This window comes from Amycolatopsis sp. WAC 04182 (genome assembly GCF_003947465.1).
GTDB lineage: Bacteria > Actinomycetota > Actinomycetes > Mycobacteriales > Pseudonocardiaceae > Amycolatopsis.
This window is the reverse complement of record NZ_QHJJ01000003.1, coordinates 204526-218117: the sequence shown is the minus strand read 5'-3', so window position 1 is coordinate 218117 and position 13592 is coordinate 204526. Positions and strand designations below refer to the sequence as shown.

Here is a 13592-nt window from a genome sequence, read left to right as displayed (position 1 = left end):
ACCGGTAAGGCGTGCGTCCTGCACTCCTCGGCTCGAAGCCGGCCTCAACCTAGCAAGAGGCCTGCAGGACATGACACATGTTCTCGGATCATGAAAGTCGGACTTGTATCAGCTTCGATAGATCGAATACAACCGAAGGGATTCATGTGAGATTCATCAGCCGCAACACTGCCCGCGGCGTCTTTCTAGCCAGCATGGCGTTGGTGTTGTCATTGACACAGGCGTACGGCGTGAATGCCTCTGCGAACACGAAAGCTTCCGCAGGCGATCGGATCAATGCCCATTGCGACAAGTCAAACAACCCCGGCGGCCACTACGCTGTTTTGGTCAGAGCGCTAACTGATCCCAACTGCTGGTCCGTGACGCACCTTCAGGGAGCCGTCGGCCAAAATCTCTACGGCCATTTCGAGTACTGGGGTCCAAATTTCCACGCGAATGGCAGAGACAACAATTGGACATCAAAGCGCGACCAGATATCTGTCGGCAGGCCGTACGTTCGCGGCCAGATCTGGTGCAATCGGTTCTGGGAACAGACAGGCCCTGGATCGTATGTTCAGCGCGGAGGCGACGCTTGCGTAGTATTGGACTAGGCGCTTCCTCTAAGTCATCGCGACCAGAGCGCGATCGCGGCGATGGTGAGTTCAGCCTGGTTTGCGCGGCGCGTTTGGCGTAGCCGATGGCCAGATCGCGGAACTGTTTGGCTCCGTTGAAGCACCGTTCGACCACGTTGCGGTGTTTATTGAGCTCGGCATTGAATGCGGGTGGTCGCCCGCCGTGCAGCCTTGGCCGCACGGCGGGCGACCACCCGCTCCGGGTTGACAAACCTGATCTGTCGGTGTCGCGTCGCCCGGCGGGTTGAAGGATGCGAATAGTCGGTGATGCCGTCCAGCAGCGGAACTAGTTGCGGATTGTCGCCCGCTTGGCCCGGGGGTGAGCAGGAACCGCATCGGCAAACCCCGTCCGTCGCCAGCGAGATGGATCTTGATGCTCGGCCCGCCGCAGGACCACCCGACGAGGTGAACTTCGATTCCGTCGTTGCCGAGGCACAGAAAGTCAACGACACCTCTGCATTGGCCCGCCTGCCCAAGATCGTCTACCGTGTCGTTGACTGCAGAGCCCGACAGGTGTCGGCTAGGTGAGTGAACGGGGAAGCCGTACCCGCTGAACGCTTTGATCTGTTCGTAGATCGTGTCGGCGAGCTCGCCGGTGACCCCGTTGGCCGCGGCACCGGTGTAGAAGCGGTCCCGGAGCCGTTCCATCTTCGCCGCGGACCTCTTGGCGCCCATCGCGCGCCGCAGCTGGTCGGCCTCAGCCGCGCTGAATGACCCCACCGCTACGGCAAGTTGCATCACCTGCTCCTGGAACAACGGCACACCCAAAGTGCGGTCCAACGGGCCGGCCAGGAGCGGGTGCGCGTGCGACCATTGCTCCTCGCCGCGGCGGCGGCGCAGATACGGGTGCACGGATCCGCCCTGGATCGGGCCCGGGCGGATCAGCGCGACCTCCACGACCAGGTCGTAAAACGTCCGTGGCCGCAGCCGGGGCAACGTGCCCAGCTGCGCGCGGCTCTCCACCTGGAACACCCCGATCGCGTCCGCGGCGCACAGCATGTCGTAGACCTTCGAGTCGGCGAGGTCGAGCTGCCCGAGGTCGATCGTGGTGTCATGGTGCTCGGCGATCAGATCGAGCATGTAGTGCAGCGCCGAGAGCATCCCCAGCCCAAGCAGGTCGATCTTCACCAGCCCCGCCGAGGCACAATCATCCTTATCCCACTGAAGAATCGACCGGCCCTCCATGCGGGCCCACTCGACCGGCACCACCTCCGACACCGGTGTTCTCGACAGCACCATGCCGCCGGAGTGGATCCCGAGATGCCGCGGGAACCCCTCGATCCGGGCTGCGAGGCCGAGCACGTCACGCGGGATCCCGTGCCCGTCTTGCGCGGCGGTCGCGGCGACCCCGCCCCACCGGTCGGCGGCCTTGGCGAACGCGTCCTGCTGGCCGGGGCTGTAGCCCAGGGCACGGGCGGAGTCCCGGATCGCCGACGGCGCCCGATACGTGATCACGTTCGCCACCTGCGCCGCGTTCCGCCGCCCGTGCGTGTCGTACACGTACTGGATGACCTCGTCGCGCCGATCGGACTCGATGTCGACGTCGATGTCCGGGTAGCCGTCACGTTCCGGTGCGAGGAACCGCTCGAACAGCAGCCCGTAGCGCACGGCGTCGACGCTGGTGATCCGCAACGCGAAACACACCGCGGAGTTCGCCGCCGACCCGCGACCCTGGCAGAGGATCCCGGACTCGCGCGCGAACCGCACGATGTCCCACACGATCAGGAAATACCCCGGGAACCCCAGCTCGGTGATCACGTCGAGTTCGTAGTCCAGCTGCGCGTACGCCCGCGGGGCGTCCTCCCGGGTCCCGTAGCGCTCCCGCGCGCTGGCGTAGGTCAGCTCGCGCAGGTAGGAGGCCTCGTCGTGCCCGTCCGGGACCGGGAACGGCGGCAGCTCCGGCGCGACCAACGTGAGGTCGACCGCGCACTCCACCCCCAGCAGCGCCGCCCGCTGCACCGCACCCGGGTAGCGGGCGAAGATCTCCGCCATCTCCTCCCCCGAGCGCAGGAACTGCATCCCCGCCGCCGGGAGCCAGCCCTGCATGTCCTCCATGCTCCGGCGCGCCCGGATCGCCGCGACCGCGTCCGCATACACCGCATCCTGCGGGGCCGCGTAGTGCGCGTTCGTGGTCGCCACCGTCGCCAAACCCAGATCGGCGGCCATCCCCGCCAGCAGATCGTTGTGCGTCGAATCCAGCGGCAGGCTGTGATCGATCAGCTCGACCGTGACCGAGTCCCCGCCCGAACCGGTCCACCAGCACCCGCAACTCCTCAGCGGCCGCAGACGGCCCGGACTCGATCAGCGCGCGCCGGACCGCGCCCTTGCGGCATCCGGTAAGGACCTGCACATGGCCACGCAGGTCCTCCACCACCTGATCCAGCTCATAGCGCGGGGCGCCCTTCTCCCCCGCCAGCTGCCCGGTCGAGATCGTCCGGCACAACCGCTGATACCCCTCCAGCCCGCGGGCGATCACCAGAAGATGAGTGCCCGCCGGATCCGGGACGCCGTTCTGCGGCTCGGTCAGCCCGAGCGACAGCTCCGCACCGAATCTCGTCCGGACGCCGAGTTCTTTCGCGGCCTCGGCGAACCGCACCGCCCCGTACAGGCCGTCGTGATCGGTCAGCGTGATCGCGTCCAGCCCCAACCGCGCGGCCTCTTCCACCAGCTCCTCCGGATGGCTGACCCCGTCGAGGAAGCTGAAGTTCGAATGACAGTGCAACTCCGCGTACGGCGTCCGCGACAACGCGCCACCTGCGTCGTCCGACCTCGGTGTCATCAAGTCCGATGGCGGACCCGCATACCCCTCACGTTTGCGGGACCACGCCGGCGCGTCGTTGCCGTCACCCTGCGGAGGACGCCCTGACGCGATCCGCTCCAGCTCCGACCAGCTCGCCGGACCGCCACTCCACGCCATCGATCACTCCACGACACACCAGAGGAGCCGTGGGGAAGACAGCACCAACATCGAACGTTTGTGCGATCGTGCGTTCTACCTGCAACTTTGTCAAATCCACAACGAGCTGTGACTGTGAGCGATATCTGTCACTTGTGAGCGCCTGTTGTCACAAACGCGGACGAGCAGGTGCGATGAAGGTTCCGTGGTCGATGGCGTGTTCGAGTTCGGCTCGGTAGGGAGCGAATGCGTTGAGCAGGTCGAAGACGTGCTTGTTGCGTTCCCTGCCCTTGCCGGACAGGAACTCGAACATCAGTCGGTGGGTCAAGCTCGCGAACCGGTCGTCCCGCGGCCTGATCTGGGTCCGGTTGCGGAACAGGGCGGCCGCGCGGTAGTCGCCGCTGGTGATCACGGTCCAGAGCAGCAGCGAGGTGATCTGGCGTTTGCGGGGACCGAAATCTTTCGCTGGACGAGGCAGACGCTGGAGTGGTTCGGTGACGGCCTCCCAGACGTCTTCGGGGATCAGCCAACCGTCGAGCGCACGTCTGCGTCGTTGATAGTCGGCGGTGTGCTGTTGAGTCTGTCGACAACCTCTTGGATTGCTGTCGCGACCTGGGTGGCGGCATCGTTCAGTTTTGCCCAACTCGACTGATACCAACTCTTCACTGTCCACCGACAAATCATGGCCGTGCTATCAAGAGCCGACCGTCGGAGGGTCTGCAACGGGGCTGCAACCCGCCGACAGACAGCAACATGCATCGCGAGATGTGGCCCAGCGGCTGTACACGACGCTCACCCGGCCACCTGGCGCTCACGGTCACAGGTCAGCGTTCAACGGAGCGCGGCGCGTCGGAGCTTCGTGCCAACTATCGCCTGTTTTGATGCCAACCATCATCTGTCGTTCGGAAGGATCGCCAGGTTGAACCACGAACCCGATGCCAACTAACACCTGTCGTCACACCGGGCCGAGTTGCACCCCTCACAACAGGGCGCCGTGGCCGACCAATCACTGGCGTGCAGGTTCCCCAGTTCGGTTGGCACCTGACCGCGACGATGCCGGGTATGCCTAAGCTGTGCGCATGACCCGACAGCGGCTGACGTCGATCGAGATCGAGGGGTTCACCTCGATCCGTTTGGCGCGCGTCGAACTGAGCGCGATGAACGTGCTCATCGGCGCGAACGGCGCGGGCAAGAGCAACTTCGTCCACGCCTTCGAGCTTTTGGGCAGGATCAGCGAAGACCTGCTGAACCTGTTCGTGGGACGCAACGGCGGCGCGTCGGCGTTGATCAACGACGCCGTGGACACCCTGCGGATCAGCCTCAAACTGGAGGCGCCGCCCAACAGCTACCAGGCCCATTTGGCGGCGGCGCCCGGCGAAGAACTGATCTTCGATGAAGAAGTCATCTCGTATCACGGTCCCGGCCATGAGCAGCCCTGGACGAAATCGATCGGACGAGGGCACCGGGAAAGCCGTCTCAGCGACGTCGTCGAAGAGCGCGGAAGCAATTCGGTGGCGTCGCACATCATCGAGTTGCTTCAAGGCTGCCGCGTCTATCACTTCCATGACACGAGCGTCGATGCTCCGGTGAAGCGCCTTTCCCCGACCGCGGACAACCTGGCTCTGCGCGCGGACGCCGGCAACATCGCCGCGGTCCTGCTGCGGCTCCGGGACAGTGAGGACCGGGCGGACAAGGTCGCTTATCGCCGGATCGTCGGCGCGATCCGGCTGGTCGCCCCGTTCTTCCGCGACTTCGTTCTCCAGCCGGACAGCACCGACCGCGTGTTGCTTCGCTGGCAGCGGCAGAACTCCGAAACCGTTTTTTCGGCGAACCAGATGTCCGACGGCACCCTGCGTTTCGTCTGCCTGGCCACCCTGCTGCTCCAACCGGAACCTCCTGCGCTCATCGTGGCGGATGAGCCGGAGCTCGGCTTGCACCCGTTCGCGATCGTCCAGCTCGCGGACATGCTGCGCTCCGCCACGATCCGCAGTCAGGTTCTGATCGCGACCCAATCGGTGACGCTGATGAACCAGTTCTCCGCCGAAGACCTGATCGTCGTCGAACAGCGGAACGGCGTTTCGGTCTTCACCCGGCCCAACAAGCCCGCGTTGCAACCCTGGCTCGACGAGTACTCCCTCGGCGAACTGTGGGAGAAGAACATCATCGGTGGACGGCCAGGATCGGCGGGCAGTGTCCTCGATCTGCAGTGAAACCTATAGGCGCGACTGCTGCGCGCCCTGGCACCGCGCGTCCGCCGAGCGGGTGCGGCCGTTGCTCATCAGGCGTTCGCCGATGTGCCTGGACGACTCGCCAGGACGCTACTGCAGCTCGCGCAGCGATTCGGGACGCAGGAAGCCGGTGGTCTGCGCCTCGTTCATGACTCACACAGGCCGAGCTCGCACAGCTGTGGGCTCTTCGCGTGAATCGGTGAACAAGTCCCTGGCTGACTTCGTCCACCGCGGCTGGATGCGGCTCGACGGGAAGTCCGTGCTCATCGCCGACCTACAACGTCTGGCGCGCCGCGCCCGCTAACTGATTCCAGTGCCCATTCCCACCATGGTGACTTTCTCGACCATGGCGACATCCCAGTCAGAACGAAAAGCGACCAAAACCCAACACGTGCACGAGACGACTGCACTGCTAGCAACAACCATGGCCGGCCGTCCTTTCAGGCAGCTATAACAGCTCACGACGCTTGGCTCCCACCATCGATATGGCGAGGAGCCAAGCACCCATCAGCGGCGACTTCCGAGTTCGAAGGACCGGAGCTTTCAGTCAGCCGCACCAACCGACATTCCATCGGTCGATCTGGTATGACGTCCCGCCACCGCCCCAGAGCCTGGCCCAGATGCGCTGCCCACCGAAGTCCATCAGGTCATAGAGCCCCTGCCCAGCGTTGGACCACCTCAAGATCGCGCCGTGATACCACAGTGGGGTGTTGTCCCGCGCGATGCACTGGTAGCGCGACTGCGTACCAGCGACCGTCGCCTCGGCAGCCAGAGACTTCGCCGCCTTTGCGCTGACCGCCGCCGTAGAATCCGACGCCGCGACCACACCGACAGGCTTCTCCGCTGCCGCCGCCCCGGGCGCAGCGAGTGAAGTAACTCCGCACGCCAGCGCCCCCGCCGCCGAGACCGTCGCGACAACCCGCGCAGCTCGCAGATTACGAGAACCGTTGCCCATAGCAATTCCTCCCAAGAGATGACTGAATACGGGGAGGACCGAGGACGACACAAACAAGGCAATGACCGCTTTGTCGGTCACGCGCCGCGCCGACGCCATATGAAATGACATGAGGGAGTCCGGGAGACGGCGCCCTCCCCTGGAACCGTCTCCCGGACTACGGCGCCCACCAGGGGGTAGAGGAGGCGCCGCTTCGAAGGCCTGGAGCACCGTCCCGAACGGGTAACTCCGTAACGACCTTCTAAGCCAAGTGTGCCGACCACCCTCGCTATCGTCAACTTTTTCAGACGATTTCTTGCAATACTACGCACCGTGTTGCTAACGCTACCGTTTGTTCGTCATGTGGCTCGGCGTAGCTGAGCCGCTGCGTAGCGGACGTCCGGTTCCACCGCACAACCTCAGTGCGCCTTCCACGAAAGACGACGGTCCTATGCATCGGGTCATTCAATGGTCAGGCGGCATCGGCTCCTGGGCCACAGCCGAGCTCGTTGTGCGACAACACCCCGACGACGAAGTCACCCTGCTCTTTGCTGGCGTGTTGATTGAAGACAGTGATTTGTATCGGTTCAATGCCGACGCATCAGAGCGACTGGGAATCCCCATCACTCGAGTCTGCGACGGCCGGACCCCTTTCGGGTTGTTCAGGGACAGCCGGTTTCTCGGAAATGCTCGGATCGCGCCGTGTTCCCGTGCCCTGAAACAACTTCCGTGCAGGCGATGGCTGGACGACCACCTCGATCCGGCGAACACCGTCCTCTACGTAGGACTCGAACGATCCGAACTCCGCCGGGTTCCCGGGATCGTGGCTGACTGGAAGCCCTGGAGCGTCGAATTCCCGTTGCTACACCACACATCTGTCACCAAAGACGACCTTCTCGCCTGGTGCCGCGCGAGCGGGCTGACCCCGCCCCGGCTGTACCGCCTTGGATTCGCGCACAACAACTGCGGCGGCCTGTGCGTCCGAGGAGGGCAAGCGCACTGGCACCGGACGTTGCGCGAGTTCCCCGACCGCTTTCAGTGGTACGACCAGCAGGAGCAACGGTTCCGAGCTGAACACGGCAACGTCGCGATCCTCAAACGCCAGCACCGCGGCCGGACTTCACCACTTCCCTTGCAGCAAGTACGCGCAGAAGCCGGCATGGCCGGAGTTCATCCCGGCGCGATGGTCGACGAAGGCGACCTTGCCCGCTGTATGCGAGTCCTAGGTCTGGGCGAACGGCCACGAGACCGACGCCGCCGACTCGCCGTTGCCCGACAGTAGCGTCGAGTCCAGCAACCTCCCCGGCTGAGCTGTGCTGAGCCCATGCAGACTCCGCTTGGCGTCGCGCGCAACAACTTGAGAAGCGTTCGGGCACATCGGGTACGCCATAAATAGATCGATGAGCAGGATTAACGCCTCGTGCGTGCACGAGGTGGACACGGCATTCAAGCAGACCCACCCGCGGCGGCCGGCCGCGGAGTATCAAGCCCTTTACGTCGACAGGCCGCCGCAGGTGCGCCTGCTTAGAGCTCGCTTCGTCCACCTCGCACACCCACCAAGGCGGTGTCCGTGGTGTCGCAGCGACGCGCTGGGTCCCATCACACGATCCGAACGCCACGAACGGGACACGGGAATTCTCCACCGATAGATCGGTCCTCACCTGTTCCTGGTCCAGGTCACCCCGACCGAGCCGCACCGCTCATCGCAACTCGTCTACACGAACCGAGAGCGCCAATCGAAGCCACCCGAATGAGCCGGGTCCCGAGCCGCGCACGTCCCCCCAACGTGCCGCGCCCCGGCTCGGCTGGCTGGTCGTCGCACCGCGCCGCGACGACCAGCCAGCCCCTCCAGCGAAGGGCTAACCGATGCGGAACAGGATGCCTCTTTCACCGACCGAACTGGAAGTACTGCAGCACATCGCCCAGGGCCGCGAGAACCGTGAGATCGCCGAGAAGACCTTTCGCTCCACAGAGACCATCCGCACCCACGTGAAGAGCATTCTGTACAAGTTCAAAGCCCGCAACCGCGCCCACGCCGTGGCGATCGCCTACCATGTCGGCATCTTCCAGGGTCTTCCCCGAACCGACGAGCAAGGCACGTCCCCGCTGAAGCCCCCCGCGCCAGACCTCACGGTGCAGATCCCGCCCGAACATCCCGCCGCGGCGGCCCTACCTGCGGACGATCCGCCTACCAGGAAACGCACGGCCGCATCGGGCACACCGCAGCGACCCCGGCCAACAAACGGCCGCCGGCTATGACAGCCGCGACGCTGTTCCCGCTGCCCTCTCTCGGTCCGCCACTCGACATCGTGTCGTGGGGAGCGGGTGTGGAAAGCTCCGCCTACCTGACCGAAATCCTGACGGCCCCGGAAGTACTCGGGATTGACCCGGCGAACATGGTGGTGCTTCACGCGGTCGTCGGTTCGGAGTTCAACGACACGCTCCGCGACTCCGAGCGCTTCATCCTGCCGCTGCTGCGCGACCGAGGTGTCCGCCTGGTGCAGTTGTCGCGCCGTGGCCCGGTTGAGTCCGACGGCATCGAAATCTTGGATGACACACGAAGTCCCAGGGTCATGCACAGCAAGGGTCCGTGGACACTGGCACAGCACAACGCGGCCAACGGCATCACTCCCCAGCTCTCAGACCGCCGCTGTTCCCTGCAATTCAAGGGCTTCGTTCTCGACCGCTTCATCCTCACCGCGTTTCCCGACCGCGAGTACCGGCATGCGATCGGCTACAACCGCGACTTATGTTGTGAGTTTGTTACCTGTCCACTGTCCGCCTACCTCGGTAGAAAGCTCCGACGTCAGAGATCAGATGCACAGCGGTCGACAAAGGCTGAAGCCCGCTCCCGTTCCATGCTCCTGCGACCAGGACGCGCCCCGACCGGACATCACACGGGCTCTCCGAGGAAGTCGTGAATCAACTGTCACAAGCGCTGTCACGGTCCAAGCACCACCGGATCGCTCGCCACGAAGCCCAACTGGCGGACTTTCATCCATCGCTTAGTAACGATCACTGGGCTACCGCGACTCTCCTGACAACCGAGAAACGAGGTGTGATGCAGACGCTTGGAGAGTCCGCCGGCCCCCGGATCAAAGGCTGCCGCGTGCGAACCTCGACAGCGCTCCGCCAGATGTCAAGATTGGGATTCGACTACGCGGGAATCCACGCCATAGCTTCGCTCGACGATCGCATCCTAAGCACAGTGCGTTCCTTAGCCGATGTGGTCGAAGGTGAGGCGCTCACCATCGAACCCGTTCTGCTGACGAAGGTCGATACCGTGGCGACGCTGGCACGCGCACTGCGGGAGACCGGGGTCCGATGGTTGCAACTGCACCGGACCTGGTCGGTCGACGGTTTGGACGTGCTCCTGACCGCGCTGCGAACGGAGGTGCCGAACACGAGGGTGATAATGCTGGTTGATCCGGAGGAGGGGCCGTCTCGGGAACTCGTGACCGAGATCCTTGATCTGGTTGACTTCGTCATCCTCGACCACCGCCAAGGCGGGACCGGTCGTTTGCTCGATTCCTACGCTCTGCATCGAACACTAGATGTGATCCCCAGCAACCGAGTGTTCCTTGCAGGTGGCATCGCCCCCGACAACGTCGCCAGTCTCGTGAGCTCGTACCGTCCCTACGCAGTTGATGCGCAGAGTTCCCTGCTGGGGCCGGATGGAGACCACGACGTAAATCGCCTCGTCGCCTTCGCGGCGGCGGTGCGGCCTCCAGGCGTAGAAGGCGGTGCGCTGCGTGCGGTCCGGTGATCCGCGAGGCCCGTTCCCGGACTACGCCTCTCCCTACTGGGACGACCTGAATATCGCGACGCTCTCGGACGAGCAGTTGGTGTCCAAGCTGCACCTGCTCGACAACCTCGAGGTGTCCTCGCCTTACCGTGGAACCTCGGTGCCGGTCTGGCGGCGCATCTGGCGCTCTCTGGAGTCGTTGGACCGCGCCGGACCTCTGCCCTCTTCATGGAAGCACGCCGCGCTGTATCTGTTCGCGAACACCGTGTACCTCCCGCAGGTCTTGCTCAACGACGCGTGGCGCGCCTTGTACCTTGACCTCTGCGAGGGCGAGTTCGGTCTGGATCACATAACTGCGCGGCAAACGATCCTATCCCGATGCCACTTCTTCGAGAACGACCCCAATGCCATGACAAGCGTGTTCTGCCACGTCAACGGGATTGAGGGCAGACTCGACAACCAGCGTCAGCAGCGGGTTGACGGCGTTGACCAGCTTGCCGACGTCCTGCTTGACCTCCTCAACCCGGCGAAGTCGGATTCGGCGCGAAGCATGCTGACGGCCATGGTGGCGAAGTCTCACTGGGTTCTGTTAGTGGACAAGTCACTAAGCGGTCACTCCGCTGTCTCGGACCTGCGCCGGCTGGCCTTCGCACGAGAACTCGCTGAGCAAGCGGGGCTCTCGGTGCCAAAGATTGTCGTGCTGTGCCAGGTGCTCACCAGTCGCGCCGAGCAAGCCATACGCCAGCTCGTGGCAGAGCTACATGCCGACGGGATCAGCTGGCACAAGGCCGTCTATTTCGACGACCGCCACGGCGTCACTCACCCCGACACGACGCTGATCCTCGATCCTAGTCTCCGTACGAGCGCCTTGGAGCTCTGCCGATGGTTCGCCGAGCACTTCTTGATACCGGATCGGCGCCTGGATCGGATGAGGGAACGCAGCGGAGACAACCTGGAGTACGGGTACCGCGGGTGCGGCCTCACCTTGGTCGACCACGCGAACTGCCCTACCGACTCACTGCCCATCTTCTGGTACTCGAGTGAACCCGGTGCGGAGACCGTTTACACCGGGCCCTACGTCCGCGTCCACTCCCGGATAGGCAACCAGTCTGCCGAACCGTCATCGGCGAAATGGACAACGATTACGGAGAGACCAGAACTCGTCGAAGCGTTGCGGCGCTGAAGGGAAGTATGCGATGTCATACCTGCGGATTGGTGACCTCCAATCGATCCGGTTGACCATCCGCAGCACCGGTCACGCGCAAGTCATGGTTATCCTCGCACCAAACTTCGAGGAGCGATCCATTCAGTGCTGCACCGAACTGATCGAGCTGTTCGAGGGCATAGAGCAGGATGGAAGCACGTTCGAGATCCACTGGATCATATTCACCCTCCAAGGCAGGCACAGTCCGACTGTTCTCGACGCCATCAAGGCGGTCAACGTCCGCCGAGTTGTGCAGGCGTTATCCGAGGGACAGCACCGAGGCCGCGTCGCACACAAGATTGTCGAGTATCCGATCGATCCGGGGCGGTTCCTTGGCGAGCTTGCCCTGCTCATGCGAGGCGTGCCGCGCATTAACCAGTTGATTGTGGATTACTCCGCCATCCCTAGAAACCTGCTGTCAGCGCTGGTCGAGGAGGTGGCAGCGTCGAGCAACAACCTCGGGAGGTTCCCGAAGGTGGAGAACGTCGCGCTGCTCTATGCATGGGCCGAGAGCTATCCGAAGGCGGCTGGACCGGAGCTGCTGGGCGAAGTCGTCGGCCACTTCAGCAGCCTGCCGTTGCGGAGCCTGTTGGAGGAGCGCGATCACGCCGAGGTGGTGATCTTCGCCGCAGGTACCACCCACGATGCGGTCTCACTCCTCGAAGCTCTAAGAGGCAACGGTATGGGCAATCAAATTGGCATTCACCTGGTCAACTTTATGAACTCCGACAACCTGCTTGAATCGAGGCTAAAGCTACGCAACCACTACACGATTCTGCGTGACGCACCGCTTCAAGGCGTGCAGGTTCGCTATGTCTTCACAGTCAGGCACGCACTGGCATACATGCGCGATGTCGCCGCGATTTGCGGGCAAGCCAGCGAAGAAGGACTCCGCACGCTGCTCGCGATCGGGTCGTTCGGCCCTAAGCCGATCGCCGTCGCGGCTCAGTTCGTCGTGCAGGAGCATGTCGAGCAGCATGGGACGACGAGCGAAGTCCGGGCCGACGTGCTTAACAGCCGCGGCTCCCAGTACCTGTCGCCGTACTCGCTCGGCGCGCGCGACATCACGGTGTTCGAGTACCACTCCACCAACGCGGCCAGCCAGCCTCCACCTAGATGAGCTGCGCACGATCGCTGCTAAGGACGCGTCGCGCCTCGGTGATGAACACATTGGTCTCCGCGGCCGAGCGCTTCGCTGATGCCTCCATCTCCCCGACATCGGCCGCCTCCAGGATCGCTACAGTGAACTCCACGAGCTCACGTGCTCTACTGGCCAAGGCCTCGTCGGCCGTGACCAGCTGAACCCGGTACATGGCGCTCCGCGCGACGGTCCGCAGCCGCCAGGACTCAGTCCGGGCATGCGTGTAGGGTTCGCTGTCGGGCTGATCCTCCTGTCTGCTCGTCCAACGTCGAATCTGGGCGCCCCGCAGGTCCGCGATCGCCTCGGCGAACGAGCTAAAAGCTAGGATCTGCTCATCCCGCATCCGCCCATGGGAAGCCATCGAATGGACGAACTGCGCTTGCCGCCGCTGGAAGACGTAGGCCACAGTTGAACCTAACAGGGTGCCGATTACGGCAATCCCGGCTGCGAGAACAGCTTGCATGCCCACCATCGTGACACATGCAATCACGGCTCAACGATAGGTCGTGGTCCGTGTGTGTTGAGGTCGATGACACCGCTGCGGGCCACAAGTTGACGGGCCAGGCGACTGTTCTCAACGGTCAGTCTCCGAATATGTTCCTCGTAGAGCGCTACGTGCAGACGTAGTTGCTCATTCTGCTGCCGCAGCTGGGTGATCCGCTCACGCAACTCCTGCGTCGCCGTCGGTGTCGACGGCGCTGCGGGGCTTCGGCTGTCGCCGGACGCGAGAGACTTTATTCGACCTGCCCTGAACCGCCTGCGTTCACCGCGATGGCTGGCGCCTCCCGGCCTCTCACCGCGACGCTGTCACCGCGCGGGCCGAACCCCACTCA

General features: G+C 63.8%; 10 protein-coding genes and 2 pseudogenes. 8 read left to right on the top strand and 4 right to left on the bottom strand.

The window, feature by feature from the left end:
* Positions 1 to 1145: 1145 nt before the first annotated feature.
* Positions 1146 to 3528, bottom strand: a pseudogene (locus tag DMH01_RS14780) (error-prone DNA polymerase); the annotation flags it as partial.
* A 148-nt stretch (positions 3529 to 3676) separates the two neighbouring features.
* Complete coding sequence (locus DMH01_RS14775; RefSeq protein ID WP_125677107.1) at positions 3677 to 4180, bottom strand: hypothetical protein; 504 nt, start codon at positions 4178 to 4180, stop codon at positions 3677 to 3679.
* Positions 4181 to 4586: 406 nt separating this feature from the next.
* Between DMH01_RS14775 and DMH01_RS14770 the strand changes: the two genes are divergently transcribed.
* Positions 4587 to 5717, top strand: coding sequence for an AAA family ATPase (locus tag DMH01_RS14770; protein ID WP_125677105.1), 1131 nt, complete (start codon positions 4587 to 4589; stop codon positions 5715 to 5717).
* A 12-nt stretch (positions 5718 to 5729) separates the two neighbouring features.
* A pseudogene (locus tag DMH01_RS43300) lies at positions 5730 to 6039 on the top strand (Crp/Fnr family transcriptional regulator); the annotation flags it as partial.
* 243 nt (positions 6040 to 6282) lie between these two features.
* Here DMH01_RS43300 and DMH01_RS14765 read toward each other — a convergent pair.
* A complete protein-coding gene (locus DMH01_RS14765; RefSeq protein WP_125677103.1) occupies positions 6283 to 6771 on the bottom strand; it encodes a hypothetical protein in 489 nt (162 codons plus the stop codon).
* 349 nt (positions 6772 to 7120) lie between these two features.
* On the opposite strand from DMH01_RS14765, the gene DMH01_RS14760 reads away from it, so the two are divergent.
* The 6 genes from DMH01_RS14760 to DMH01_RS14735 all read left to right on the top strand — a co-directional run bounded on the left by DMH01_RS14760 (position 7121) and on the right by DMH01_RS14735 (position 12738).
* On the top strand, positions 7121 to 7951 hold the full coding sequence (locus DMH01_RS14760) for a hypothetical protein (RefSeq protein ID WP_199745492.1): 831 nt from the start codon (positions 7121 to 7123) through the stop codon (positions 7949 to 7951).
* A gap of 596 nt (positions 7952 to 8547) precedes the next feature.
* The gene (locus tag DMH01_RS14755) at positions 8548 to 8928 is read left to right on the top strand and encodes a response regulator transcription factor (RefSeq protein WP_158633214.1); all 381 of its coding nucleotides are present in this window, start codon (positions 8548 to 8550) and stop codon (positions 8926 to 8928) included.
* A 68-nt stretch (positions 8929 to 8996) separates the two neighbouring features.
* Positions 8997 to 9590 (top strand): hypothetical protein, encoded by a 594-nt coding sequence (locus DMH01_RS14750; protein WP_125677100.1) that lies wholly within the window; start codon positions 8997 to 8999, stop codon positions 9588 to 9590.
* A 224-nt stretch (positions 9591 to 9814) separates the two neighbouring features.
* Complete coding sequence (locus DMH01_RS14745) at positions 9815 to 10435, top strand: hypothetical protein (RefSeq protein WP_158633213.1); 621 nt, start codon at positions 9815 to 9817, stop codon at positions 10433 to 10435.
* On the top strand, positions 10422 to 11597 hold the full coding sequence (locus DMH01_RS14740) for a hypothetical protein (protein WP_125677096.1): 1176 nt from the start codon (positions 10422 to 10424) through the stop codon (positions 11595 to 11597). The genes DMH01_RS14745 and DMH01_RS14740 overlap by 14 nt, the downstream gene beginning before the upstream one ends.
* 13 nt (positions 11598 to 11610) lie before the next feature.
* Positions 11611 to 12738: a hypothetical protein gene (locus DMH01_RS14735; RefSeq protein ID WP_125677094.1), complete on the top strand. Its 1128-nt coding sequence runs from the start codon at positions 11611 to 11613 to the stop codon at positions 12736 to 12738.
* Here DMH01_RS14735 and DMH01_RS14730 read toward each other — a convergent pair.
* Complete coding sequence (locus DMH01_RS14730) at positions 12731 to 13222, bottom strand: hypothetical protein (RefSeq protein WP_083715571.1); 492 nt, start codon at positions 13220 to 13222, stop codon at positions 12731 to 12733. The two genes, DMH01_RS14735 and DMH01_RS14730, sit on opposite strands and share 8 nt — an antisense overlap.
* Positions 13223 to 13592: the final 370 nt, after the last annotated feature.